Source organism: Bacillus sp. DE0042, from assembly GCF_007680225.1.
Lineage (GTDB): Bacteria > Bacillota > Bacilli > Bacillales > Bacillaceae_G > Bacillus_A > Bacillus_A wiedmannii.
The window spans coordinates 129,686-155,803 of the sequence record NZ_VEJP01000001.1; the positions used below are offsets into that span (position 1 = coordinate 129,686).

Below are 26,118 nucleotides of genomic sequence, written 5' to 3' on the forward strand. Positions count from 1 at the left end.
TCACTCCTTATTTTTGTTGTGTTTGACTACGACGTTTCGCTAATTCTGCACCTTTATCGTAGTCTGTTTTAGATGCAGGTGGATTTCCACCGCCTGGTGCAGTACTTCCTGGTCTTTGTGAACCACCTCCTTGACCGCCTGGTGCTGCTTCCTCACTCATAAATAAGAATGGTTTATCTGTCTTCACTTGCTCCAGTACTTCTTTCATATTCGTGATTTCGCCACTATCAGGATCTGTTTGTAATAACGGCTTCACTGTAGCAAATAGAATATCTGCATCATGCGGTTTATAAGAAGAAGCGGCTTTTACAAATGCAAGCTCTGTTTTCAAGCTACCGTTTTCTGATGACAGTGTTTCATTAGTAGTACGTAATGTTGCATCTGCTTCTTCTTTACCCTTTGCAGCAGCTAATTTATCTTGCAAATCCTTTAATGATTCAACACCTAATTGCTTATACACATCTAATTTCGCTTGTCTTTTTGCTTCTTTCGTTGCATCAGAAAGCTGCGTATCCAGTTGTTCCTGCGTATATGTCACAGGTGGATCATTCGGCGGATCTGTTGGTGGTGGGTCTTGTGGTGGATCAGCTGGCGGATTCGGGTCCGAAAAAAACTGGAAATTGCCTAAATGCAATCTTAAAAACTTATTAGTATTAATCATTTTCAAAATAATCAACCTCCTAAAATACTATATACATATATATTTATTTACTTATATCAAAATATACAAAAAACAAAAGACTAACCTAAACGGCTAGCCTTTTGTTTAAATGAATCAATTATATATTAAATATAGTTATGGATTTTTAATGTTAACGAGGAATCATAGGATAAAATGTTCTATAGAATGTTTCTCCCTCTCCACATTGAAGCACAACTTTTAAATTATATTTTTCTCCATTTATAGTCATAGGCAGGTCCTTTACGAATTCTCCACATCTGTCATTATTTTGTGGAAGGGTCATAAAGTATCCTACTGTACCCATAGCTAATAATCCCTCTGCACTTAAACCTACAAAGAAACCACCAATTTTTTTATGCAAATCTAAACCACGATCATCATCATTATCTTTTAGCAAATAATTATAGCTTATTGTAATTGCTTCTGCATAATTACTTAATTCAGTTGCCTGAACTTGTACTGTTTTAAGAAAATAGATTCGATCTTCATGTTTTGTAACTTCATAAGGTCCATCATTTAAATAATAGTTATACCAGAAATGATGCCCGTCCAATACACCATGGCGTCTCATAGACTGTTCGCCTAAAAAAACATGTTCAAATACAGATGTACTACCATGTTTACGTGGTTTGAACCAGATATTAAATAATTTTTCTACCCATTCATCATCGGAAGAACCAGTATCATATTGTCCTTCTAAATAATTTCTTGCAACTTTCATAGGTTTAGTATTTATCGCATACCTTAAAAAATCTTCTATTTCACTTATTTCTTGCGGATCAAACTTTTCTTGTTGATTAGCCTTAGCAATGTAATTATTGAATAGTTTCTCAACTAATTCATAAGATTCTTTTTTCGTTATATGAACATCTGTAAGAACATTAATTTCTTTATGTGCACTTGGATCTCTACTCGGTTCCTCATAAGGTTCTAAGTCTACAAGTAAATAACCTTGTGAATCCTCAACACCATTTCCTTCTCTTCCCTTAATGAACGGTAACAAACCACTATCTTCCATATCAGCTTTCCAAATCTCATTCCATGGCATAAAAAAACCTCCTATAGTTTTAATTGAAAATCAAAACTATTATGGGCAGGTCTAAAGATTTATATGCAGTAAAAAATTAAATTCATAAATTGATATTCTTATAAATCTTTAGATTAAATTAATTAAAGGTAATATTTACCATTTTCAGTCATCATAATTATTTATATATTCATATTTTCATTTTTATATTCATCAGAATATAGCAGTTTTTGTTCTTTAGCATACTCTTCAAAATTCTTCGCATCCGTACGATACGTTTTACCAGTACTCATGCTTCTTGCAGCACGTTGACGGTTTGCATTATTGAACCCTCGTATAACTGCTACAAAGGTTCTTCTGCAATTTGGATGCTCTGTGGCAGGTATGCTCTTCGCTTCTTCCACAGAAAACTCTTTCCCATCTATCGCCTGGCATTTTTTGCACGTTCTATTATCCAGTGTTTCAAGTACCTTCATAGCTTTGAGTAAGTCCATGCCCATCTCATTACTACGCTTATCAAAATCAGTCATGTATTCTTTCTTCGCTTCATTGCTGGCCGTAATGATTTCAGAACGTACAAGACGCTCACTCTTCCAAGCTTCTTGACCGATTCTTTCTTGCAATGCAATGGTTGTTGTACGGAAGCTTTCCCCACGTTTCATGGAGTTGACCAACGTTTTACGCAAGTCCTCTTTGAAATTATCTGTGCGCCCCCACAAATTATCCGAAAAGTGGCCGTGACCCCAATCCTTTTCTAACAGGGTTTTGATAGCGCGTTCCGGTATTACTGGTGGAACTACAATGTATCCTTGAATATGAGCAGCAGCGATATAAGAAGCAAATGCATAATCAACCACACCTACAGTTTTTATAGAGTTGGTAATTATGCCCGTTACTTCTTCATTCATACGATCTATACTCATTTCCATTTGCCTTAGGATTGCTTCTAAATCTTTTCCTCTTCTGATTTCGTCCCAATCCCATTTATCTTCTGGTGAACCTAAACTTGTTCTGGTATAAAGGTAGGAAAGCTCCTTATTTATGTCTTGTAGAAACTCTGCATAAACTTCAAGTAGCACACGAATACGCTCATCCTTAAATCGAATGAGCTTTCTCTGCTGTTCTATTGCCATTTCCTGAAGTTTCTTTAACTCTTCATAATTCATAGCTCATCATCCGTTTTATCGCTCTGCTGCATGCGTTTATCACGGTTTGCAATGTGCCCATCAATGTTAGTTAAATCCACTTCTTTTTTCTCTGCTGCTTCTTTTTCTAAACGTTGCAGTTCTTCTTGAACATCCTCAACAAGTGGGTTCAGTTGAAGCAGTGTGAACTCTGATAAATGCCCTACCAACTTGTTAAGCATTTCTATAATTTCTTTTACGTTTTGCGGTTTATTACGATGGATTTCCCACCAGATCCACTTGTGATTGTATAAATCGTTATTCTCGTTTCGTGGGTTCAATGTTTCTTTTAATACTTCTGCTGGATTCTCATTACCACTCTCAATCAATTTCTTTGCATTGAGCATTATTGTAATAATCATGAACTTGCGCCTAATGTATCGTAGCAGGTATATCTCTTTCTCATTGACTTGCAAATCAAGTGGAGCGTATAGCTGCTCTATCGCCACGCCTGACAAATCACCAAGCGCTTCTTGTTTATAAATTTTAGGCAACTGCGATGTTTCAAATATTGAATCAATCATCGTTTTTGCTTGCCATTCAATCGGCTCATTCTTCATATCAGCAATTAGATATTTTGCATCGACTGGTTCTCCTGGTTCTCCTTTTATACTAATCGCACGGGCCTGCCGCATTTTCATTCCTTCTTCCGGGGCAACTTTAACCCCATTGAACAATAAGTATGGGTCACAGAATACATCTAAACGGTTTGAATTATCCGATATCAATCGTGCTAATTCCTCAAGTTGCGAAATGATATCATCCGATAAATTACTCGGGCCATATTGAACCATTCCACCTCTAGGTTTAGCGAATTCCCCATTTTGAAAATACGCAGCAGGTACAATCGGAATTGAATGTGGCATTGGATTTATTTTATAATCACTATTCAATTTAAAAGTACCGTTCTCATTGATTAAATACGTAACGGTTGCATCATCATACACTTCCACATGCTCAATTTCTTCATCGCCGACTTTGGTTTTGTAACGATGAATAGCAGCAAGTATGTCTCCTTTGTGGTCAAATACAGGGAAGCATTCATTGATTGGATATGATTTATATTTAATCTCGCCCATTGAATCAAAATAAAAAAGGACTGTCGCAGCACCTGCAATCAATCCGCGTTTCGTATTCAAATAATCAACCGCATGGTCATCATTTTCTTCTAGTACGTACTTTAATTCATCTCTAAATTGTTCAACTACCTCTTTGCTTACTCCCTTATCAATAACTGTATCTGGTACGTCATAACTTACTGGTTTCCCTAGCATGTATGAAGTAGGCATACCACATATCAGCTTGGAGTAATTGACTACAATTCGATGGTTTGGATCATCTGCTCGTTTCGGTTTTCGCTCTAAAATATTAAAGTCGCCATCAAATACCTTCTGCCTTTTTTCAACATCTAGCAAAAGTTTATCGTGCTCTTTTAATATCTCATTCAGCAATTCCCAATCTTTTTGTTTTAGCTTTTCTGTATAATTCTCCTGCACACTCACACCTCCTTTTCGTTTAAAAAGGGTGCGGAACCACTCTTTTAAGCGTTCAAACATAACGCACCTCCTAGAATACACGGTCAAATGCACTCGCGTGACTCAACTCTTTCAAATCAGATACTTCATAGCCATCTAAGCCATACCAGATAGCAGAGAAAGTATGTGGATCTATATTAAATTCATCCAAGATGATGTTTCCGTTTTTATCTTTTTTGTATGTTAAATTCTTCAGTTCTCGTCTCATATTCGGGCAAGCAGTGGAACAGAATATTTTTTTGAATCGCTTCACCTTCTTGGTATTTGCTAATCGTGAGCCTTGGAACTTCTTAGCTCCACTCATTTCAAAACCTTTTTGCCTGAAGTACGCAATTGTTTTTGGCTCTGCACTATCTGCTTTAATCTGTTCGCCTGACTCTTTAAATTCAATTAAATCTTTTGCAGTTTGTGGATCCGTCTGCTTATTTTTATAGTACTCCCAATACAAGTACAGATACTTTTTCTCATGGTCAATCGCCATACGTACCACAGCGTTATATGATGTTTCAAAACCGAAGTCCATGCCAACGCGGAACATCAATTTGCGCTGTTTTTTTATGATTTCATCCATCTTTTCAGCATCCATCATTTCGAACTGCGGTAATACTTTGACGCCGTTGACACCGAATTTACCGTATCTTGCAACGCGGTGCAGGTCAGGGTCGTATTCTTTCGTTTCATCCAGTTCTTCGATGTATGATTGAGGTAAGAATAAATTATCATCTGCTGTACTGTGATGGTAATACGTATCTTTCACAACAACTGTATGCTTTTCATAAAGATCCTCATCATCTAACACAATCCGCTCATTCGCTTCATCTTTAAAGAAATGCAAATAAACCCAGTTATCGATGCTAACAGGGTTTGTTGAGAGAATCATGTGTAGTTTTAACGAAGGATGACGCATACGTTTCTTTACTTCTTTAAAGCCATCATATTTGATTTCTGATGCTTCTTCTAGCCACACCATTGATACATTATGAACAGACTTTATTTTTTCTGGCTTATCCATACCGCGGAAAATGATTACACTTCCGTTTGGGAATTTGATTTTCATTGGTGATTCAGTTGGTCGAATAGAATCCGATAACCCTAAATCTTCAATGATATCTACAAAAAGAGCGAAGCAACTCTCTTTAATGGTCTCGTATACTTCACGTATCACAAGACATTTGCGCTTCTCTTCCAAAAGCTTTAAAACGATTTTTAGCGCGACATGATAACTTTTTGATGAGCCATAACCGCCAACAAGAAAGTAATTTTTATGATGCCAGTCGAACAGAAAGTCTTCAAAACGAGGATTCACTTCTTTTTCAATAATCATGATCGCTCACTCTTTCTGGTGATTTTAATCTCGATTGGTTCATTCTTTCCTTTGCCGGATAGCTTTTCTGTTTCAGCGTTAGCTTTCTTTATCTGCGCATCATGCATCTCTTTTTCCATCTTGTGACGCTCTTCTTCAATTTTTCGTTTGAAATTATCAGGCACTAAATCGAAGTACAACGCCAGTTTATCAAGTGCTCTTATCTTGTCAGCAAGCTTGATAGATACGCCTTCTTTGCCCTTTTTTACTTCCGCAATGATAGAACCATCAACCATATCAGATTCATTAAAATCAACATAACTAATGGTTTTCATGACTGGGTTTCCGTCTTCATCTTTTACAGGTCCAAACGGTCCCATTACTTCTACATCTCTTTGACCAAAGGTTACGTAATTCGTAATATCTGCAAACGCAATCTTGATGTACTCATTCAATACATCCATCGCTTCCACAAAGATATTCTCAACCATTTCGCCTTTAATCTCTCGAATGTATGATGCTACACGTTCTCTTCGTAATAACCGGCTACTCGTAACATGCGCACTACTCTTTGCATAACAGGCTTTCAATGCAGCTTGTGTACCGTTAAAATACTGTACGTAATACAAACAAAAGAGCCGTTCTTGTTCCGTCAGCTCTTCATCATCTAGCATCTTTTTTAACTTGGCTTTTGTCTTGGGATTTTTAACATTAGTAACGCTCCTTTTCGCAATAGTAACGTTACCTTTTAATTGTTCGTCCCATTTATCTTGTGATTTCCACTTTCTGATTTGAGATGGCTTTAGGTTTAATTCCTTCGCAATCTCAACAAGTGGCTTCTCCCCTTTACTTGCTTTGTATATTTCGAATGCTTTATCACGGTCTGGACTTCTTTGCCTTGCCACAACCACCACCTCATTTTGAACAAAGAAGAATATTTTATTTCATTCCACACTTCTTATATAATCCATCAATTCGTTTAAGGAGTTCTTTACGATTTATCACAGGTAAAATCACCTTACCTTTCACGATTTTCATGTAATAAGTAAAAGAGACTCGTAAATGACGGGATAATTGCTCATCTGTCATTTCTAAGTCTCTTTTCGCTACTGCTATTTGGTTTTGGAATTGTATATTTTGAATATCGATTACCTCACGTTCGAGTTTGTTTTGTGCAAAATAAAAAAAACACCTCATGGGTGTTTTTTATTAAGGTTGAGGCATTTCTGCTAACATTCTCGCTTGAACTTTTTCCATTGAAATCCAATAAACCGTTACATCAATTAAAGCCTTTAAACTTTGAATATCTTGATTGGCCCATTTTCTAACATAGTGCGTTTCATCATTACCTAACCAAATCGCTCTCTTTGCCACTTCTTGAATATTAGTATCAGTCACATTTTGAGTAATACATTGCCCTAAAGGCTTATTTTCAATCTCATTTTGATTCTGTGATTTAAATTTAATTAAGTAATCTTTTATTAAAAATTCCAATGCTTTTCTATAGCCCATACCTGCTATATGTTGTAGCCCTTCTGATTCCGCTTGTTCTGATTGATGGTATATTTCAATAAAGGATTCTGACACATCATAAATTTCCGGATTGAATTCCTTGCCTTTAAATCCCGAAGGCTTGCTTGTTACATACCTCCATACATATGTACCAGTAAATGGTTCTCCATACTCAGCTATGTAAGTCTTCTGGCAGGTATGACTAGGACATTGAAATATAAATTCTAACCTTCTTTCTCCATTTAAATCGCCATATATAGCTGATACATTTTTCGGTACCCCATGAGCATAGCAAATTGGACACTTATCGGGAACAATATCTAAATCCACTTGGTCCGGTTTTCCATTTGTATAGTTTACAAATTCTAACTTCTTAGAACTCATTGTATTTCCCCCTCTCTCAATTTACTATTTATTTCGACAATAAGTTTATATATCCTTTAATTTAATATAAAAATATCCATTGAAACATATAACCAATTTTTAATTTTTATATCCCTTTTGAACCTAGAATTCAAATACTAAACTCAATAAGAAACACAAAAGCCACGATACAAACGCACCGTGGCTGAATATATAAATTAAATTGGTCTTTTCGTCCTTTTTTGCGGATTCTTACCGCCCATGCCCGTTCTCCGGTAACGTTTTGATAAAGGGGCTACGCTATCCCCACACTATTCTTTTTTCAAAGAACTGTATAGGTATAGCGTAATATTTATTTTGTTTTGAAAAATCCCCAAAAACATCCCCAAATTTGTCGATTAAAAGTTTCTGCCAAAATATTAAATGAAAACCAATGTATTCAATTAGAAAACCTAACTATTTTGTAGCTACGGCCGATACTATGGAGAAGGATACCTTGCCGCTGAAAAGTTCGTTCCTTGCCCAGAATTTTGTATAGACCCTCCCGAACCATCCCCGTTATTAAGAAGAAAAGTAACTCGAACAACATCACCAGCATTCAATCGCACTATTGTAGAAGCCACATTTAAACTAACGGTACTGGATAATCCACTTACAAAAACATTGCTCGATACAACAACCGCTATCCCATTTACTTGTATAGAAATTACTGTTACATGGTTTACACTCGTATTGTTAGCCAAAAAACTAACATTAGCACAGATAGAATATACACCCGATTGGACAGGAGTAAATAAATTCCCAGCATATTCACCATTTAAGTCGAATATTTCATTAGGAAAGTTCACAATAACTGTACCTCCAGGTATGATGCCAGTTTGTAGTGCTGTATTATTTTCCGCTCTAAACGCCGATTGTGGATTAGGACCCGTTGGACCGGTTGCTCCCGTTGGGCCTGTTGCTCCCGTTGGGCCTGTTACTCCCGTTGGGCCTGTTGCTCCCGTTGGGCCTGTTTCCCCCGTTGGGCCTGTTGCTCCCGTTGGGCCTGTTTCTCCCGTTGGGCCTGTTTCTCCCGTTGGGCCTGTTTCTCCCGTTGGGCCTGTTGCTCCCGTTGGGCCTGTTTCCCCTGTTGGGCCTGTTTCTCCCGTTGGGCCTGTTACTCCCGTTGGGCCTGTTGCTCCCGTTGGGCCTGTTACTCCCGTTGGGCCTGTTTCCCCTGTTGGGCCTGTTACTCCCGTTGGGCCTGTTGCTCCCGTTGGGCCTGTTGCTCCCGTTGGACCTGTTGCTCCCATTGGACCTGTTGCTCCCGTTGGGCCTGTTTCCCCCGTTGGGCCTGTTTCCCCCGTTGGGCCTGTTTCCCCCGTTGGGCCTGTTGCTCCCGTTGGGCCTGTTTCCCCCGTTGGACCTGTTACTCCCGTTGGGCCTGTTGCTCCCGTTGGGCCTGTTTCCCCCGTTGGACCTGTTACTCCCGTTGGGCCTGTTGCTCCCGTTGGGCCTGTTGCTCCCGTTGGACCTGTTTCCCCAGTTGGACCGGTTGCTCCCGTTGGACCGGTCGGTATCAAGAAAGGGGGAATAGTAGGAAAAGTAGGGCCAACTAAATTAGGATCAATTGCTGCAGCATACAAATTTAATTCCTCATCTCTCATCATATACCTCCTAAAAAATCATTTCATAGGTATTAGATGCAATAATCTAGCCAATTAAAACATATACAAAAAATAAAAGAAGCTTTCAAGAAAAGTCGAGCTAAAGTGAATGTAAGCTGATTTGGTTACACGAATCGAATTATATAACAGTTTATATTAACATCACGAAAGAATATATTCACCATTCCAAAACCTCATTTATATAATCCCCAATGCCGTAGCTATCAACTTAATAGCACTTTTTTTCTTCTGATAAAACGAATCACGTTTCATCATCAACTCGGTGTACACATACGAATCTTTAACTTTCCGATTCCCCAAGTATTTCATTTCAATTATCCTACGTTCATCTTCATCAAGCGCATTTTTCAACGTCCGTTCAATCTGTTTATAGCGTATCTCATGATTCTTATCGTCACCTTTCATTTTAGGAAAAAGAACAACACACTCAGCTTGAGCCTGTTCTTCTTGATTCTGCATCCGGACGCACAATGCTTTGTGGTTTTTCAGCTCCTTCACCACAAGTCTTCGCATCTCTTTTTCATCGATGTTTTCAAAAAATGACAATGGATTCATACGATACGGTTCCCCTCCGTTCGATCTATTCTATTGAACTTTTACTTCATTTCCTTTTTTACATTCTTCAAGAAAATCGATAACTTCTTGAGTCTGCACCTTTGTAGAGAGTAATTCCATCACATTGCCCTCTGTGTTAAATACATGAATTTGTCTTTCCTTGTACTCCATCCCTAACATCCCATCATCACCTAAAAACTTTACGTTATCTTCCATTTTCAAAACCTCGCTTTCTATTCAAAGGATTATTTTATTAAGTTTTTAATTTTCATTTCAATTATTTCCCTCTTGAATTTCATATTTCATCTACATATTTCATTTACTAATAAAGAGTTAACCTTTGGAGGTGAATTATGTCAAAAGATAGTCAATTTAGTTTTTATGAATTTTTACATGGATCTGCATTAGATTCAAATTCGATTGGGCCTACATTCCCACCTACTCCAACATTTACAATACCGACTGGACCTACCGGCATCACTGGGCCTACTGGTATCACTGGACCTACTGGCATCACTGGGCCTACTGGTATCACTGGACCTACTGGCATCACTGGCTCTACCGGAAGCACTGGGCCTACTGGTGTCACTGGATCTACCGGAAGCACTGGACCCACTGGCGTTACTGGATCTACCGGAAGCACTGGACCTACTGGCGTTACTGGCTCTACCGGAAGCACTGGGCCTACTGGTGTCACTGGACCTACTGGCGTTACTGGACCTACTGGCGTTACTGGCTCTACCGGAAGCACTGGACCCACTGGCGTTACTGGCTCTACCGGAAGCACTGGGCCTACTGGTGTCACTGGATCTACCGGAAGCACTGGACCCACTGGCGTTACTGGATCTACCGGAAGCACTGGACCCACTGGCGTTACTGGCTCTACCGGAAGCACTGGGCCTACTGGTGTCACTGGATCTACCGGAAGCACTGGACCCACTGGCGTTACTGGATCTACCGGAAGCACTGGACCTACTGGCGTTACTGGCTCTACCGGAAGCACTGGGCCTACTGGTGTCACTGGGACTGCCTCTGCAAACCGAATTTATGTGGTAAATCAAACAAGTAATACAGTTTCGGTCATCAATGGTTTTAGTAATACAATAACTAATACTATTTCTGTCGGAAGCCAACCTCTTAGTATAGCCGTTAATCCCTTAACTAACAGGGCCTATGTTACAAATAGCAACAGTAATTCTATAACTGTAATTAATACATTAACTAATACTGTCAGCACGACCATTGCTGTTGGATTTAGTCCACGTCAGATAGCAATTAATACATCAACTAATGTCATATATATTTCTGACAATAATAACAATATTATCTTAATTGCCGGATACAATCATGGTATTATTACGACTCTTGCTTTTTCATCTTTGATATCAAGTATAGCTGTTAACCCCACTACTAATATTATTTATGCTACTGTAAATTCAGTAAGTGGAACTGTTGCTGTTATTGACGGCCTCAATAACACTGTAATTACATCTATTCCTGTTGGATCTAATCCTAGTGATGTTGCTATAAATCCTCTAATTAATCGGATTTATGTTACTAGTCCAACAGATAATTCTGTATCAGTCATTAATGGTTTTACCAATAATATAATTACTACTATTCCTGTTACTTTAAATCCAATAGCCTTAGCAATTAACACAGCCGAAAATGCTATCTTTGCTGCTAGACCTACTTTTCCAGGTTATGCTACAATAAGCGGCGCTACCAACGTCCTTATCGGAGCAATCGGTACTACCTTTCCACAAACAGATATAGCAGTTAATCCAATAACTTACAATATTTATACTATCTCTTCTAGCAATAACACCCTTGAAGTCGGAGACCCTTTTGGTAATCCCATTGCAACAATACTTGTTGGAACTAACCCTGTTTCTATTGGAATTAATCCTTAAATGTGTATTTCTACAAATTTCATATGGTATGGCCGTTAATTTATAATTGCTTTTTGCATTTCAGATTCTCATATTATTTTCTCTTTATTTTAGAGAAGAATCTATTTATAACAGATTCTTCTCTATTAATTAATTTTTGTTCGCTCAATTAGACTTACTTTTCTACAAGTACTTTTCCTAGTATATCGGATTGATTAAGGTTAACTGTTTCTATCTTAATTAATAATCTCAATTAAATTTTGTTACTCCAAATACAACGTTTTCTATTGTTTTTTCTTTTTCCAGACATACGAGGGGCTAAGATTATAAATAATACCAATATCTTTATCCGGTATACCTTATATATTTAAATTCCTGACAACCTCAGGTGTTAAGCCACTCGGTGCTTCCCGTCTAGGTCCACCATTCTTTTTAGGCTGTGTATCAAAATACCTACCCAACTGGCGTAACTCATCACCAGTCGGGCATTCCTTACACTCATTAACACTAAAGCCTTCATTGGATGATCGATTATAATAACAACGTCTGCATTTCTGCTCGATAATATCGCCAATTTGGTATGTGAGCTCTTTTCGTTCTTCTTTTGTTAGTTTCATATCGCTCACCTACAAGACTGACTTGAGCGCCATACCAAGCGCTTGTGATCTGCCTTGCAGTTCAAGACGGTGTTCCCGTTCTTTGGCAGCTGTTTCTTCTGCAGCGCGTACATTGATATGCATTTTTTGAAGGTCATGATGTAATTCATGGTTCTTTTCTGTAATTGCATTAAATTCATTAAGTAATGTGTTGTAATCCTCATCACGAGATTGTAGCTGATCTTGTGATAGCTTTAGTGCATCTTCCGTTTCAAAGCGTAGCTTTTTTTCTGCAATAACATCTTGCGCTAATTTTTCTTTTATACCTTTTAATTCCTCATACAGTTTCGATACTTCACGTAACTCTTTTTGCATCGCATCTTTTTCATCAAGAATGCCATTTAATCGACCTTTCGAGAAAACATCTAACTTCTCTGTTTTCTCGAAATGCTCAGCCTCAATAGACTTTAAATTTAATGGTTCAGGTTTCGTTTTCTCAACGTTTTGAGGTTGTGGTGATGGTTTTGTATTCTGAGTATTCTTTGATGCGCCCACACGCTTATCAGGCGTTCCGTTTGCTTCACGTCTTTTTGAAACGTGATAATATAAATTTCCTTCTGTTACTCCAAACTCTGCTGCAATACTTCCCCAAGTCCATTTCTTTTCATCAGAAGCACGTAATTTTTCAGCAGTCGCACAAATTTGATCCCAGTTTTTTTGTTCAGCCATATGTTCCGTTCTCCCCTCGAGTAGGCTTTCGCCTAATCTTTTTAGATTTTTACCGATTTCACAATTCTCAGCACACCAAGAAGTTTTCTGGTTTTTACAGATGTCACTATATTTCGGAACCTTCGTACAACCTTTGCATTTATCATCTTGTATATTTAAAATCCTAAGTCGGATTTGACGTTGCTCAGCTTTGCTCAATCCATCACCCCATATGAGATTGAAAGGCAGGTAGTACAACGAAATTGTCATACTACCAACCTGTTAAAATTAGTCTTCTAATGTTTCATCGAAAGGCTTGTCCTCATCAGTGACTTCAATTACTTCAGAAGATTGCGTTTTTTCCTCTTGTACCCGTTCTTCCTCTGTTGTTTCCGTTTCTTCTGTCTCTGTTTCTTCCTTCGGTTTCTCTTCTGCCTTTGGCTGTTCTGCTACATCCGGCTTGTTCTCTTTCCATTCGTGCCATTTAATCGCCATCGGTGCAATACGCGCACGATAATCATCAATCATTTCAATCAGCTTCACATTTGAAATTTTCAGCTCATTTGCTAACTTCAGATAAGACTCTCCCTCAAGTTTTCGTTTTACGATGTAAGCAAAATCATGTGGTAAATCATCTAAACCTGGAGCAAGACCACTAATGATAAATGCATCAATGGTTTCACGATCCGCTTGTTCTCTTTCTTCACGTGTAGGAATTTTCTCTTCTGGAATATCGAAATCAGCTTCTAATTGTTCAAACGATGCCTTTACTTCTTTCACAACACCTTTATCATCAACTTCATACTGTGTTAATGGTTCGTTCGTTTTCGCGTTTACAGTAACATTGAAATTAACTTGCATGGATTCCAGTGAGATAAATACCTTTGTATCAATCATTTCTGAAAGTACATCCAATTTACCGCGTAATGATGAATCCGTTACTTCCAAGACGATTTCTTTCTTACCATCCGGCTTAAGATTCACTTTCTTTAACGTTGGTTTAAATTCGATATATGACATATGATCCGCTCCCTTTATTTTGCTTGTTTTAGTTTTCTCTCTTCACGTTTTAATTTGTTGTACTCATCAAGTGTTATAAAGCCACCGTATTTAATAACGTGCTTTAAAAGAATGAGTTGTAAGTGTGGGTATTTATATTCGAACATCTTCTTTTTCACCGCGAATGTTTCGGTTACCATACCCTTTATATCAACGACTTCCACATCACCACTAGGCAAATAGATCATGAAGTCTGCACTATATGTAATTGCCTTAAATTTCTTACCGTTCTTTGTAAATGCTGGCTGTAACATAAATCTTGGTTGTAATTCAAAGCTCGTGATTTCACCTGCAGCTTGACGTATTTTTAATCCGGAGTAATAATCTGCTTCTGCTTTGCTATCGAAAATATGATTATCTAGTTTGACTTTCTTGTTGTTATACTTACTCAATATCCATCATCCTGGCGTTGATGGTTTACCTTGTTCTTTTCCAGGTATGCTTGTTCTATATCTTCATAAGTAAATCCGAGGTGCTTTGTTCCTAATTCCATAAACAAGTTAAAAATTGTTTCAACGTCATCCGCTAATTGCAATTTACTGTCTGGATAATTATGTGCTGTATCCCACGTTTCTCCTACGTAATAAAATAGCTTGTTAAATGTTCCAACGATTGTTTTTTCTTTTTCATCCTCGCAACGAAACTCTATTTTCACATCTAACTGATTGCTTATGCTTAAAATAAAATGCAGTCCATCCACAAACTCTGTCAGAATGGTTTCTCTTTCACTCGGGCCTTTATTACTCCAATGTTTAAAACAACGTGTTTCATTTGCTAATTCAGCAATTTCAACCTGTAGCGCTAAGATTAAATTACTAACTAAGTTTTGACCTTCCAAACCATGTTGTTTAATAATTCGATTATCAAGTATCCTTTGTAATCCACGTAATTTTGCGATATTCATTATTTTCTTCCTCCTTTCGCTGTGCTGATCAGTAAAGTGATTTCGTAAACGCCATTTATCAAATATTCCATGTTTCCTCACCCCTTGAATATTTTTCAAAAATCAATACATACTATTTTCAAGCCGCTTAATCCACGGCTGGTACTTCCTTCTTCTTTACAGTAAGAGGCAGATTGGTTTATCACTTCTCTAATTCTTACTGTATATTTTTTGTGAACACCAAAGTTACTATCAATAAGCTGTTTGAACAAGCAGCTTTACTCTTCTTGTAATGGGAAAGCAATTTATCACAATTAGCTAAATCATTCGACTAACTGGCAGACAACCGAAAATGTTGTCTGCTTTTTGTATGGAATTTTTCATTTTACATATACTACTTTTGAGCCTGTTACCAATGCAAGCCATTTGGTGTTTTGAATTCCGACTAAGCTTTTTTGTTGCATAGATTATTACATCTTTGACAACACTGTTTTAAAGCGCGTTTTCTGGTTATTCGTAGTTCTAATCCAGAATAATTTTTCTCCTATAAAGGACGGCAGGTACGACTGCTCGTCCTTTTTTACTTATACCGCATACTCTCCTTTTTGGTAGTTTTGCACCACATTCCCCTCATCATCGTAGTAAGCAATTTCCCAAAAAGGATGGCAGTTGTGCTTCTCAATTTCTCCATCGAACAAAACGAACAAATGAGTTTTCCAGTTTCCAACGATCGTACCCCACATGCCAGCTACATTTACTCGCATACCCATGTAAGCAAAATGGAGGTTGCGGTAATTCTGCATTTTCTTGAAAGCTTGTTCTGCACTATACATACGCTTGATGTCAAAAACACCTTCGTTCTCACACTTTACAAACTTCATAAATTCAACCATCGGCATCGTTAGAAACTTTGTTCTGAACTTTTGCCAATATAGGAACCTTGCTTTTCCTTCCGTTTCTGCTACTACAAATTCTTCATTTGGCCAGTGTTCGAAAATGGTTGTGAGTTTGAATTTGTAAAGGACCGCCATCCTTCCACCTCCCCCTTAATTTGCAATCAACTTACGGAACAATTCTTCGTTTCTTGTGTCTAGCGCATGATCGATGAGTTGTGCTTTAACGAGTTTTTCTAAATCATTAACTACCTGTGCTAGTTCCAATCTTTCAGTAAAAGGTAGATCTGTTTCATCAGATACTTCACCTTCTAATACCTCAATGAATAATGGATATCTGAATTTATCAACGAAGTTTAATTCAATAAAAATTGCTTCTTTTTGATTAAAACGGATCTGATCAAAAGCTTTGTCTGGATCATCAGAAACTAAATTGTTTTTATAAAATTTAAATGGTACTGTTTTTGTGCATTGCGTAGACATAAACAATGAAATTGGTTTATCGAATTTAACTCGTTCTACAAAATGAACCCTTTTTAATGCCCCTTCATTTTTCAGTAAATATTCCAGAATCCAAAGGCACTCTCTCCATTTCATTTTGTAATGCTCTTTGAACCATTCAATAAACTCACGCTTTTTCTCAACTGACACGATGCTCATGCAGTAACCCCCTTTTCCATCCTTCAAATTTTTGTATCCAAGCATCCCAATTTTCTTTTTGCGTTGCTTCTTGCTGCTTTGCTACCTCACAAGTACAACCCTCAATTGTTACCACTCCAGGATAAATTTCTGTATGAACTACGCCAGTGTTACTGCATGTCATGCACATTTTCTTCACTCCTTTTCGAATCTTCTTAATCGATAATTGTTACCGTTCATTTCAATAACGTCCGTTTCATCATCAAAGATGCGGCTGAAAATTCGTTCATCATATATCCCAAACAAAGCTTGTACGGAATGATTTGTTGTATAAATCGTGTGCCTACCAATTCGGCTATCGATAATTTCAAACATTTTCTTCTTTGCCCATTTATGCTTTTTTAACTCTTCCTCATCATCTGGTTCCTTTTCAGCCCCAAGATCATCGATTACCAAGCACTCTATTCTAGAAAGCATGGTAAGCAATTCGTCTTCTGTCATGTCACTTTTACGGTTATACGTGGACTTTAGCTTGGTAAAGAGCTTTTCTTCTGTAATGAAACATGCACTTATACCACGCTTCATTAGCTCTTTTGTCATCGATACTGCTAAATGACTTTTACCTGTTCCGTAATCACCGACAAGCATGATATTTTTTCCGATTTTCTTATTAAACGTTAATACATACTGCTCACATACTTCTTTCGCGTTATGAAGTTGCTGACTTGGTGGCACGTAATTTTGAAATGTTGCCTTTTTTAATTTTTGATTGATTAAGCTGCCATCCTCAAACCCTCTAAATAACTTGAGGACTTTCTCTTTCACATGCGTTTCTAGTGCTTCTGTTGCTAGCTGCTGGTCTTCCTTCTCAACTGTTTTACATTGCGGACAAAATTCTTTTCCTGTTTCTTTATCGATAAGCATGCGCTTGTTGCACAAATCTTTTATGTTCTTTTTACCAACAACGAAAATGTTCTGGCATCGATTCGGTGACAATTGAAACATTTCCACCGCTTTCTTCCTAGCTGTTTGAGAAATCGTATTTGCTGAAGAACTCTTCACTTGATTTACTTGTTTTAACTGACCCATTCGATCCACCGCCCTTTACTTTTCCTGTCCGTTTATTTGCGTTACGACGAAATTCTTCTTCAGATGATTCAATATCAGCTAATGTGCGAATGTTGTTATTAGCCCAATCTTCTAAAATACCCACTGCGTAATTCCACCGCTTGTTTTTCCGTAATGCTCTTTGCATAGCAGCGATAACTACTTCTTCGCTTAAATCATCAATCCAGTGACCAATTTCTTCTGCGACAAACGGCTTTATCATACCGAAATTTTCTTCATAAAAATTGAAGCAATTAGGACTGCTACTACTACTTACATTCTCTGTAGTAATATTTGTAGTAATCTCTGTATTTGTCTTACGTTCTAACGTAGGAGGCTCCTCCGTTTTATCGTAAAAGGGTGGTACGTTTGAACGTAATAGGCTATCACTTTCTATCGTAGGAGGGCTATTACGTTTCAGCGTAGGAGGGGTACCATTTCCCCAATATAAGATTGATATTTTTTGTATCTCTTCCGGAACAGGTTCAATAAACATCACGTTATTACACCTAGTACCATTTACAAATACCGTTCGAAATTCAATGCGAAGCAAGTTTCTATCTTTCAAATAATCACATGCATCTTTTACTTGTCTTTTAGTAAAGCCAAACGAATCTGCAAGCTGTTGATAATTCTTCTGAAGCATATCCGCCTTGAATTTCTGTTTGTACTTTACTTGATTTGATTCTTCATCCCTTATTTCTGTTGGTTTATACCAATAAACAACTTCCCCTAAGATGGTAATGGCAATTACATATGGCTTTCCGTTGTCTAATGTGATCGTTTTAAACCAACCATGATCTATCACATTTCCACGGAAGTTCATTTGTCCAATTTGTAGCACCTTGCTGTTCAAATGACTCACTTCCTCTCACAAATCGCAATGTAAGACCCGTTCTTCTTAATGACTTTTTTAATCTGACATTCTGGATAAGAAGTCCTAAAATACTGTTTTATCCGCTCTTTTATTTCATCTTTAGATTTTGCTTCTCTCCAGAATGCTCTGGGGAGAAGCACTTTGTACGGAACGTTTTGCATGGATTAAAGCACTTCATTTTCGAAGTTGAATTCTTCCTGCTCTTTTTGCTCTGAAACAATTACTACTTCTTTCTGACGATTTGCATGTTCTAAATCAATAAATTTAGAAAGGGCTGTAATTTGTTGTAGCGATAAATCGTTTGGTTTCATGTTGAATTTTTCTTTAATAATTGCTTTTAAATCATCTTTCGTCATGTCATACCCCTGCAGTTTTTCATTAATAGAAGACCACTGATTTTTGATTTCCTCATCCGGATCAATAACTTCCCCTTCTTCAACTTGCAGCTGGTTTGGTGTAATATCTACTCGAGCACCCGGCTGATAAGAAGGCGTCTCTTCAACGGGTTTACTTGCAACTGGTTCGTCTTCGCCAATTTCAATTCCGTACTGCAGTTTAGCCGATCGTTTTAACAAATGCTTTTTGAACATATCGTTGAACCAATCTTTCCACATGTCTGCATTGCGCCCTTTAGTCATATGCTCAACTTCACTCGATTCCATTAGCACTACAACATCTTCAAATCCTTCACGCTTTGCTACTGAATACCCACCAATTACTCGACCTCTCGGAAAACCGACAGAATGAATAATTTCTTTAGTTGTTGCGTTATATTTAAAATCATCATTTTCATGTACAAGTTGCGCGTCTACCCCTTTATACCCATCTGTTTTTCTTGCAAGAGCAAGCACTCCCTCAACTGCTATTTGAATACTCATTTTCGGACCGTTTTTAGTGTTGTAAACGATGCAATAAATATGGTTTAAGAAAGGATTTAAGCCTGAGTTAACACAAGTTTGAACAAATAACGCAAATTGTTCATCTGATGTTCCGAGTGCGATGGTTCCCTTGATTGTATCCAGTTCGTTTTGTGTAAAACTTCCTACCACCGCTTGTGTATTTGAAACCGCTACTTGATTTTTAGCCATTGATTACTTCCTCCTTGTTTTCAATTGTTTTTGCTTGAACTGTAAATTCTGTATCTTGAACCTGTGCCACAATCAGTTGGCCAACTGGTTTTTCAAAGTGTAAAATACTCTCTGCGTTATCAATGAACGTTGGAACGATTAGCTCTGATTGCTTGCTTAACACTTCAATTACTTCCAAACCTGCTTTGATTTTTTCAGCTGTACTTAATCGGCTATACGGTTTGCCATCCATCAAGATTTCGAATGTCGCACGTTCCTCGCCATTTTTCAGCGTTTCGTACAGTTGTACATCGATTGTTTTAAATAACGCTTGAATCTTTTTCACCATTAACTCACTTCGTTTTGTACGGAAATCTTTGATTGCATCCAGCAATACAATGGACTCATTTTTTTCTTTTCGAATTTGTTCTTTCGTTGCCGTTGCTTCATCAATTTCTTTTTGTAAAATCTCTAAGCTATGAACTTGTTTCAATGTCGCGTTTAATGAGAAGATTTGACTATCTAACTCGCTCGTTTGCGTTACATCCACTTCAACTGGCGATAATTGTTTGAACTGTTCCGCCAATTCTTTATGTTTGGCTACCATACTTTTCCCGAGTTGTTTCGCTTGTTCAAAACGGTCAATTCGATTTTGCTTTACCTTATCTAGCGCTTCACCTTGTAACGCTTGACCGCATGTGTGGCAAGACTCTTGCACCTGTTCCGCTTTGATTGCAAAAACCACTTCTTTTTGCTTTTCAATTTCTTGCTTAACACCTTCAATTTGATATTGCATTTGTGTATATGCAGATTGTTGTTTCTGTGATGTGCGAACTTTTTCATCGATTGCGGAACGTTCCGCCTGTAATTCCGCTAGCTTTTGTTTAACGACTTCTTTATCCGTTTCTGGCTGTTCTTCTTTTTGTTTATCCAGTTGTTCTTGTAAGGTAATAACGCGCTCGTTTGCACGTTCATATGATTTTTCATGTATTCTTTTTCGTTCTGTATGCACTTTCTGTAAGTCTTCCAGCGGATGTTTTTTCAATTTCTGTTCAAGTAATTCCACCTGCAATTTAGGTAATGCAGCAAATACTTCCGCTTTTAACGGTTCACTTACATATGTGAGAAGCTGTTCGCGCTGCGTTTGCCAATGTTGTGTACTGAAATAGTTGGGATTGAATAGTGATAAGAATGCTTGTTTATCAATTAACGCTTCCACCCACGATTCGAACTCTTTTGCTTTCTTTGGTACCTCATTGATAAAGTACTTGGCTGTTTTCTTTTGTTTGCGACCGATTAAGATGTCTTTCCCGTCTACATCGATTAACAGCTCAACTACTGTTTCTGCATCTGAATCGCCGATTGGCTTCGGATCAAGTTTTGTTCCAAATGGATCTGTACCGAATAACACCCAAGTGATTGTTTCAGCGATTGTTGATTTACCTGCACCGTTTCTACCTGCAATGGAAGTAATATCACCAAATAAAATTTGTAAATTCGAATGATTCTTGAAATTTAAAATAGACAAAGATTTAAACTGAACGTGCATTTTATATCCCCCTTGTGATAAAATATTGTTAATTAAATTTGTTTAAGGGAACCCATTGCCGTGGGTTCTTTTTTATTCCCCTGCGGTTTTCTTCTCAAATCCAAGCTGCGTAATCATGTAGTCCATGATGTTGTCCTTTAAAACCACTTCGTCACCTGGTAGAATTTCATTACCTAATGCATCCTCAATTGGATGGTCTATCATTTGTTCTTGCGGATCTGCTTTGTCGTAACCGTTGTGCATTGCCATTTGGTTTTCTAGCATCTAAATCACCTCCTCGCAAAGAGTTATATAATGCGCTCTTTCTACCAAATCCGCATTAATTCCCTGACTTCTTAACCGCTTAATCACCTTTAGAATGTTTTTACGATCTCTTTCACGTTCTACATCGTGCTTTTCTTTTGCTCGATACAGTGCTGCAAGTTCCCTTCTTGCAAGGCGCGCTTCCTTTACCCACTCACGCAATAACTTTTCATCATGTGTTCTTAATGCTTCAATTTGCTTCTGTTCGCAATGTTTTAAAAATGAATCTAACGTTTGTTTCTTTTGAATGTCCTGTTGTAGAACAAGTGCTGTAATTCTCATATTCTTTTCACCTTCCTTAATTGCTGATTTTCTTGCTTGAGCTGCTCGTTCTCGTTGATAAGTTTTTCAAATGTATCAAATAGCGCTACACCACCCACGAATGACACGATAATTATTGCTGTAACCAAAAGGCTGAATGTACTTTCAACCAACGTTTGGTTCCTCCTTTTGGGCTTCTAGCCATGCTTCCAAATCTTTTTGTAAGAAGAGTAATTTGCGTCCTTCTCGGATTACCGGAAACTGCGGATGATTTGCCAACTCATACATTCTGCAAACTGCGATATTAAGGTAAGCTGCCGCTTCTTTCACTCTCATTACTTTGTTTGGTTGTGCTTGCAGTTGGAATGAAGCTAATGCTGCTTGAATTTCTTCACGAACAACTTCTCGGATTGACTCTTTTATGATTTGATCTAATCCCATTTTGTTTTGCTCCTCTCTATTTAACTTAACCAACTTTAACTTAACCATTAGTTAAGCTACGGACAAAAAATTTTAATTGCATCTAGTTTCACTTTTAAGAAATCAGCAATTTTTACAATTAAGTCATAATAAGGACGGCGTTTGCCATTTTCTATGTACCAATAGTAAACTTCTGTAATACCAATAGCTTCAGCTACTTCCTTACATGTATATCCTTGTTCTACACGTAGCTGTTTTAGAGTTTTCATATGCAACTCCTCTCTTCCGTTTTTGTTGTTAATTACATAATAACTTAACCTAAAGTTAAGTTCAATTATTTTTTAAAAATTTTTTCAAAAATTTTATCTTTCCACTTAACTGATAGTTAATATATAATGACAGTGTAGCATAGTGTAGTGAAGTATAGTGCCGTGTGTCACACTATAACAGTGATAAAGAAGAAATAACTTCATAATAAAATAGATAAAATAAACTTGAGGTGTTTTAATTATGTTTAGTCATGATAGGTTAAAGTTGTTAATTGAAAAAAGAGGGATTACCCAACAACAATTAGCTGATGCAATTGGTGTTAGTCATGTTTCTGTTTATAACTACGTCGAAGGAAAAAAATCACCAGGTACACGTACACTTCAAAAAATAGCTAATCATTTAAAAGTTACTACTGATTATCTATTAGGATTATCTGATTCGCCAGATTTAACAGCAGACCAAGATCTACAACTTACAGCAGAAGCCCAAGAAATACTTCAAATCATAAATGATCTACCTGAAGAACAACGAAAAAAGGCATTAGAACAACTAGAAATGTTTGTGAATTACGAAAAAGCAAAAGGGAATATTTAACGAAAAAAGACTATCCAAAGATTAGATAGTTTTTTTTACATTGCTTTTTCTCTTTTAGGTTCACTTAAACAAATAGATAGTAATGTCTCTTTTGGATCATTTTCCTCTTGTAGTAGTAATAGAGCTTCTTTAATCAGATTAACTTTCCCATCTTTACTCTTCATCTTCTCTTATCCCCTTATCATTTTTGTAATTTTTTTACATAAATTTCTTTTTTGTTCGTAAACCTAAAAAGGAAATCTCCCCTAAAACTACAAATGACATCGTCAATTAAGACGATGTCATTTTAAATATATATGTAAACCTTAATTGCGTATCTTACCAACCGCCACCAGGATCAACCATCATTTGCTGAACTACTGGTTTTGAGTCATTTGTACTAGGCTTTTCTTTCACGGAATCAGTGTTAACAACTAGTGTAGCTGCTAATAATAGTGCAGGAATAATTGTAATTAATTTTTTCATCTTTTCACCTCTTTCCAATGTTAATTGTACCAAATATTCAAATTAAACCCAAGTGAATTTTCGGTAAATTCGAATAAAATATATTCCCCGACTTTTGACACATTAGAAGAGATTGCTTCATTAACTCTTCCCTTTTAGCTCCCTCATATGTTAAAGCTAAATAAGCGGTCTGTATGTCTGTTAATTCACCAGTAGAAATTTTTATTTGATTTAACATTTCCCTTGCTCCTGTTGTATTACCTTGTTTAATCATTAAATATGCCATCTCACTTGGATGTACAACATCTGAATCGCTAATTTCTTTGTCGTGATGAATCTTTAAAAACGATAATGTATGTTGCACCATTTCTCTCTTCTTCTCTATACCTTCAACCTTTCTATCACCAATCACTTGTAAAGTTTTCTCTAGGTAATATTTTGAGTTCTCATATTCACCTTCTGAGAAAACGTACGATTCACCTAGCTTTAAGTACGCATTTACTTTTGGAAAAGAAAAAAAGTTATCCCACTCAAGATCATCTATTAATTTAATACAAACGCTTCTGGCTTCAACTACTTCTCCCCCTTGCAATGAAGTAACAGCAATTGCTTCTCTGTAACGTAATTTGAAACACTCTCGAAGATATTTATTACTAATTTTATCAATCTTTGTTTCAAGTGACTTCAGCCGCTCGCTTAAAGCAGTATAGTTACCTGTTTGATATTGCGCTTGACATAATAAAATTTCAGTTAACACTTCCATCTCCATTGTTTTCACTGATTTACTTTCTATATGCAACGCTTTATGGTACTGTTTGGCATTCAATTCACCTGTATATCGGTTATAAATAATCTGATATACTTCAGCGAATTCTTTATTTTCAGACACCTTAGAGTTTAATTCACTATTTATTACTTCTATCAAAAGGTTGAACTTACCTCTTAAAGCTAAGTCCTCCATCGCTTCACGTAAATTCTCTGATTTCGGGTTTGTGACATCGATATAATTCTTTAACATATTCCCTTGTACCTGTATGCCTTTATTTAATAGGATGATTGTTTTAGAAAGAAAACCAAAACTAATATCTGTGTTACCTTTAAATACTTTTGTAACAGTACTTGGCTTAACACCCCAATGATCTGCTAGTTTGTTTTTTCTTATACCAGCTACACATAATTCTTTTTCAATTTGACCTAGAGTTTTCCACATGTTTTGTCCCCCTCTATTGGAACAAGACACACTTCCCTATCATGAAAACGCACCTTAATGATGAATTACATCCAAAAGCTGTGTTATACTAGCCGTATACGTTACGTAAACTCGTAACCGAAAGGCTCATGGCAAATGTTTTCCCTACTTATATTAGGGTTAAACGGTGTAAACGTGTTCCCATCACAATTACACACGCTATGGGTCTTTTTCGTTCCGTTTGATTTCTTAAAATCAGTTTATCACAAGATTCGGAATCTTCATTCCACTTACAGTCAATTCATGTTGAGAAAGTTTTTTCGAAAAGTCTATGCCCCAAAACTATTAGCAAGTATATTAATTGTGGCCTATACTCTGGCGGTAAGCGTCAATTATTTTCCATTTACAATTTGTAAAAAATCTATGAGTTAATCTTCTTACACTACATGTGAAAGTTTTTTACCAATAGAAAACAGCTAATTACTAAAATTTCTCTGGTATTAAAAAGCGAACCGAACTATCAGCTATATTATTAGCTAAACAAATTACCACCCGAAGCGGAAAATCAAAATATAAATGAGTGTGTGAATTACATTTTGATCCGACACTTAATAAGTAATGTAAGTTCTATATCCCTATCAAATCGAAGAAGTGATAGCACAACTTCAATTTGAAAGTACACCACAATATCAATCTATTTAATGATTATTTCAAAATAATTCCCACTAAAATCATATTTTTTTAATAAATTACAATATACAACTTTACTTAAATTTGGTATGCTCTGAAAGAAATCAAAAAATGCATAGAGATATTCGGAGGAAATAGTATGGGGCTTTTTGGTACAAAAAATCCAAAAACTATTACAGATAATAGTTTTTCTTGGAAAGACAATGTAATTGAAATTACAGAAAGCGGTTATTTACAGAGCAAGGGCCTAATCAATATGGTTCGTATTCCTGTTCGCCACATTGATACCGTTACATATTCTATCAGCACTATAAAGCCATCTATGAGCGTAGACCTTAACATTATAGGTAAGGGAGTTGTCTTAGGAGTTATAACTGTAGGTATTGATTTGAAAGACGAAGTTCAAGATTGGTTACTTAAAAAAATTGAAAAATAAATTTCTGTAAATCAAAAGCACAGTAGCATTAAGCACTGTGCTTTTTTCACTCTTTATATTCCCGTTCCTGGGTCTTTCATATATCCTCCACCTACACCAGGATCAGACATACCCATTCCACCGCCTGGACCATAAGATAGCGGACTTCCACCTGTGCCACCTGGATCAGAAATTACTTTCCATCCTCCAGGGTCCTTTATGTAGCAATTCATTTTGTTATCCCCTTTCTTATACACCCGTTCCTGGGCCGAAAATTTCTTTCCATCCTGTACCTGGTTCTTCATTATGTCTCCAGCCACCACCGCCTGGATCAGTTACTCTGTGACCACCAGGGTCCTTTGTGCATTCTCCCATGTTCTCTCCTCCTTTTATCTGAATCTACTAATATTCTACTATTATTTAACATCGACTGA

34 protein-coding genes and 1 pseudogene are annotated in these 26,118 nt (G+C 37.0%); 3 read left to right on the forward strand and 32 right to left on the reverse strand.

Features of this window, described 5'->3' with window-relative positions; all coding sequences use genetic code 11:
* Window positions 1-7: 7 nt before the first annotated feature.
* From FS802_RS00690 to FS802_RS00735, 10 genes are all read right to left on the reverse strand, one after another.
* A complete protein-coding gene (locus tag FS802_RS00690; protein WP_483296236.1) occupies window positions 8-661 on the reverse strand; it encodes a phage scaffolding protein in 654 nt (217 codons plus the stop codon).
* Between the two features lie 151 nt (window positions 662-812).
* On the reverse strand, window positions 813-1,730 hold the full coding sequence (locus FS802_RS00695; protein ID WP_144524760.1) for a hypothetical protein: 918 nt from the start codon (window positions 1,728-1,730) through the stop codon (window positions 813-815).
* A gap of 161 nt (window positions 1,731-1,891) precedes the next feature.
* Window positions 1,892-2,875: a minor capsid protein gene (locus FS802_RS00700; RefSeq protein ID WP_144524761.1), complete on the reverse strand. Its 984-nt coding sequence runs from the start codon at window positions 2,873-2,875 to the stop codon at window positions 1,892-1,894.
* Entirely contained in the window at window positions 2,872-4,449 is a 1,578-nt protein-coding gene (locus FS802_RS00705) for a phage portal protein (RefSeq protein WP_144524763.1), read from the reverse strand. Before FS802_RS00705 ends, FS802_RS00700 begins: the two co-directional genes overlap by 4 nt.
* A gap of 10 nt (window positions 4,450-4,459) precedes the next feature.
* Window positions 4,460-5,749 carry a PBSX family phage terminase large subunit gene (locus FS802_RS00710; RefSeq protein WP_144524990.1) on the reverse strand — a complete coding sequence of 430 codons (1,290 nt, stop codon included), beginning with the start codon at window positions 5,747-5,749 and terminating at the stop codon, window positions 4,460-4,462.
* On the reverse strand, window positions 5,749-6,636 hold the full coding sequence (locus FS802_RS00715) for a terminase small subunit (RefSeq protein ID WP_144524765.1): 888 nt from the start codon (window positions 6,634-6,636) through the stop codon (window positions 5,749-5,751). The genes FS802_RS00710 and FS802_RS00715 overlap by 1 nt, the downstream gene beginning before the upstream one ends.
* A gap of 304 nt (window positions 6,637-6,940) precedes the next feature.
* Window positions 6,941-7,627 (reverse strand): DUF4145 domain-containing protein, encoded by a 687-nt coding sequence (locus FS802_RS00720; RefSeq protein ID WP_144524767.1) that lies wholly within the window; start codon window positions 7,625-7,627, stop codon window positions 6,941-6,943.
* Window positions 7,628-8,085: 458 nt separating this feature from the next.
* Entirely contained in the window at window positions 8,086-9,252 is a 1,167-nt protein-coding gene (locus tag FS802_RS00725) for an exosporium leader peptide-containing protein (protein WP_483296227.1), read from the reverse strand.
* 198 nt (window positions 9,253-9,450) lie between these two features.
* Window positions 9,451-9,828, reverse strand: a complete 378-nt coding sequence (locus FS802_RS00730) for an ArpU family phage packaging/lysis transcriptional regulator (protein ID WP_144524771.1) — start codon at window positions 9,826-9,828, stop codon at window positions 9,451-9,453.
* A gap of 30 nt (window positions 9,829-9,858) precedes the next feature.
* Window positions 9,859-10,044, reverse strand: coding sequence for a hypothetical protein (locus tag FS802_RS00735; protein ID WP_144524773.1), 186 nt, complete (start codon window positions 10,042-10,044; stop codon window positions 9,859-9,861).
* A 137-nt stretch (window positions 10,045-10,181) separates the two neighbouring features.
* Here FS802_RS00735 and FS802_RS00740 point away from each other — a divergent pair, with 137 nt between their 5' ends.
* Window positions 10,182-11,741, forward strand: a complete 1,560-nt coding sequence (locus FS802_RS00740; RefSeq protein WP_144524775.1) for an exosporium leader peptide-containing protein — start codon at window positions 10,182-10,184, stop codon at window positions 11,739-11,741.
* A 263-nt stretch (window positions 11,742-12,004) separates the two neighbouring features.
* Here FS802_RS00740 and FS802_RS00745 read toward each other — a convergent pair.
* The 17 genes and pseudogenes from FS802_RS00745 to FS802_RS00820 all read right to left on the reverse strand — a co-directional run bounded on the left by FS802_RS00745 (window position 12,005) and on the right by FS802_RS00820 (window position 22,351).
* Window positions 12,005-12,337 (reverse strand): annotated as a pseudogene (locus FS802_RS00745) (hypothetical protein).
* A 9-nt stretch (window positions 12,338-12,346) separates the two neighbouring features.
* Window positions 12,347-13,045 carry a hypothetical protein gene (locus FS802_RS00750; protein ID WP_260989064.1) on the reverse strand — a complete coding sequence of 233 codons (699 nt, stop codon included), beginning with the start codon at window positions 13,043-13,045 and terminating at the stop codon, window positions 12,347-12,349.
* A gap of 267 nt (window positions 13,046-13,312) precedes the next feature.
* Window positions 13,313-14,044 (reverse strand): 2-methylcitrate dehydratase, encoded by a 732-nt coding sequence (locus FS802_RS00755; protein WP_144524779.1) that lies wholly within the window; start codon window positions 14,042-14,044, stop codon window positions 13,313-13,315.
* A 14-nt stretch (window positions 14,045-14,058) separates the two neighbouring features.
* Entirely contained in the window at window positions 14,059-14,475 is a 417-nt protein-coding gene (locus tag FS802_RS00760) for a DUF1064 domain-containing protein (RefSeq protein ID WP_144524781.1), read from the reverse strand.
* Window positions 14,472-14,987: a dUTP diphosphatase gene (locus FS802_RS00765; RefSeq protein WP_144524782.1), complete on the reverse strand. Its 516-nt coding sequence runs from the start codon at window positions 14,985-14,987 to the stop codon at window positions 14,472-14,474. Before FS802_RS00765 ends, FS802_RS00760 begins: the two co-directional genes overlap by 4 nt.
* Window positions 14,988-15,550: 563 nt before the next feature.
* Window positions 15,551-15,997 carry an MFS transporter gene (locus FS802_RS00770; protein ID WP_260989052.1) on the reverse strand — a complete coding sequence of 149 codons (447 nt, stop codon included), beginning with the start codon at window positions 15,995-15,997 and terminating at the stop codon, window positions 15,551-15,553.
* Window positions 15,998-16,012: 15 nt separating this feature from the next.
* The gene (locus FS802_RS00775) at window positions 16,013-16,519 is read right to left on the reverse strand and encodes a YpiB family protein (RefSeq protein ID WP_098098227.1); all 507 of its coding nucleotides are present in this window, start codon (window positions 16,517-16,519) and stop codon (window positions 16,013-16,015) included.
* Entirely contained in the window at window positions 16,500-16,688 is a 189-nt protein-coding gene (locus FS802_RS00780; protein WP_144524784.1) for a hypothetical protein, read from the reverse strand. The genes FS802_RS00775 and FS802_RS00780 overlap by 20 nt, the downstream gene beginning before the upstream one ends.
* Before the next feature lie 5 nt (window positions 16,689-16,693).
* Window positions 16,694-17,587, reverse strand: a complete 894-nt coding sequence (locus FS802_RS00785; protein ID WP_483296228.1) for an ATP-binding protein — start codon at window positions 17,585-17,587, stop codon at window positions 16,694-16,696.
* Window positions 17,520-18,461, reverse strand: coding sequence for a DnaD domain-containing protein (locus FS802_RS00790; protein ID WP_144524786.1), 942 nt, complete (start codon window positions 18,459-18,461; stop codon window positions 17,520-17,522). The genes FS802_RS00785 and FS802_RS00790 overlap by 68 nt, the downstream gene beginning before the upstream one ends.
* A gap of 185 nt (window positions 18,462-18,646) precedes the next feature.
* On the reverse strand, window positions 18,647-19,570 hold the full coding sequence (locus FS802_RS00795) for a RecT family recombinase (RefSeq protein WP_098116385.1): 924 nt from the start codon (window positions 19,568-19,570) through the stop codon (window positions 18,647-18,649).
* A complete protein-coding gene (locus FS802_RS00800; protein ID WP_144524787.1) occupies window positions 19,563-21,098 on the reverse strand; it encodes an AAA family ATPase in 1,536 nt (511 codons plus the stop codon). The genes FS802_RS00795 and FS802_RS00800 overlap by 8 nt, the downstream gene beginning before the upstream one ends.
* Window positions 21,099-21,170: 72 nt before the next feature.
* Complete coding sequence (locus FS802_RS00805; protein WP_144524788.1) at window positions 21,171-21,362, reverse strand: YqaI family protein; 192 nt, start codon at window positions 21,360-21,362, stop codon at window positions 21,171-21,173.
* Window positions 21,363-21,683 (reverse strand): hypothetical protein, encoded by a 321-nt coding sequence (locus tag FS802_RS00810; RefSeq protein ID WP_144524789.1) that lies wholly within the window; start codon window positions 21,681-21,683, stop codon window positions 21,363-21,365.
* Window positions 21,680-21,835 carry a hypothetical protein gene (locus tag FS802_RS30870; protein WP_176505884.1) on the reverse strand — a complete coding sequence of 52 codons (156 nt, stop codon included), beginning with the start codon at window positions 21,833-21,835 and terminating at the stop codon, window positions 21,680-21,682. The genes FS802_RS00810 and FS802_RS30870 overlap by 4 nt, the downstream gene beginning before the upstream one ends.
* Window positions 21,828-22,103 (reverse strand): helix-turn-helix domain-containing protein, encoded by a 276-nt coding sequence (locus FS802_RS00815; protein ID WP_098116389.1) that lies wholly within the window; start codon window positions 22,101-22,103, stop codon window positions 21,828-21,830. The genes FS802_RS30870 and FS802_RS00815 overlap by 8 nt, the downstream gene beginning before the upstream one ends.
* A 56-nt stretch (window positions 22,104-22,159) precedes the next feature.
* Entirely contained in the window at window positions 22,160-22,351 is a 192-nt protein-coding gene (locus FS802_RS00820; RefSeq protein WP_144524790.1) for a helix-turn-helix domain-containing protein, read from the reverse strand.
* A 241-nt stretch (window positions 22,352-22,592) separates the two neighbouring features.
* Between FS802_RS00820 and FS802_RS00825 the strand changes: the two genes are divergently transcribed.
* Window positions 22,593-22,946, forward strand: coding sequence for a helix-turn-helix domain-containing protein (locus FS802_RS00825; protein WP_078183771.1), 354 nt, complete (start codon window positions 22,593-22,595; stop codon window positions 22,944-22,946).
* A gap of 35 nt (window positions 22,947-22,981) precedes the next feature.
* Here FS802_RS00825 and FS802_RS31380 read toward each other — a convergent pair whose 3' ends face one another.
* The 3 genes from FS802_RS31380 to FS802_RS00835 all read right to left on the reverse strand — a co-directional run bounded on the left by FS802_RS31380 (window position 22,982) and on the right by FS802_RS00835 (window position 24,600).
* The gene (locus tag FS802_RS31380) at window positions 22,982-23,110 is read right to left on the reverse strand and encodes a hypothetical protein (RefSeq protein WP_255258039.1); all 129 of its coding nucleotides are present in this window, start codon (window positions 23,108-23,110) and stop codon (window positions 22,982-22,984) included.
* A 154-nt stretch (window positions 23,111-23,264) separates the two neighbouring features.
* A complete protein-coding gene (locus tag FS802_RS00830; RefSeq protein WP_078183772.1) occupies window positions 23,265-23,411 on the reverse strand; it encodes a complement C1q protein in 147 nt (48 codons plus the stop codon).
* A gap of 37 nt (window positions 23,412-23,448) precedes the next feature.
* Window positions 23,449-24,600, reverse strand: a complete 1,152-nt coding sequence (locus tag FS802_RS00835) for an AimR family lysis-lysogeny pheromone receptor (protein WP_144524791.1) — start codon at window positions 24,598-24,600, stop codon at window positions 23,449-23,451.
* A gap of 808 nt (window positions 24,601-25,408) precedes the next feature.
* Here FS802_RS00835 and FS802_RS00840 point away from each other — a divergent pair.
* Window positions 25,409-25,705 carry a hypothetical protein gene (locus tag FS802_RS00840; RefSeq protein WP_098116393.1) on the forward strand — a complete coding sequence of 99 codons (297 nt, stop codon included), beginning with the start codon at window positions 25,409-25,411 and terminating at the stop codon, window positions 25,703-25,705.
* A gap of 53 nt (window positions 25,706-25,758) precedes the next feature.
* Here FS802_RS00840 and FS802_RS30875 read toward each other — a convergent pair whose 3' ends face one another.
* Window positions 25,759-25,917, reverse strand: coding sequence for a hypothetical protein (locus FS802_RS30875; RefSeq protein WP_176505885.1), 159 nt, complete (start codon window positions 25,915-25,917; stop codon window positions 25,759-25,761).
* A 16-nt stretch (window positions 25,918-25,933) separates the two neighbouring features.
* Complete coding sequence (locus tag FS802_RS31385) at window positions 25,934-26,059, reverse strand: hypothetical protein (RefSeq protein ID WP_255258040.1); 126 nt, start codon at window positions 26,057-26,059, stop codon at window positions 25,934-25,936.
* Window positions 26,060-26,118: the final 59 nt, after the last annotated feature.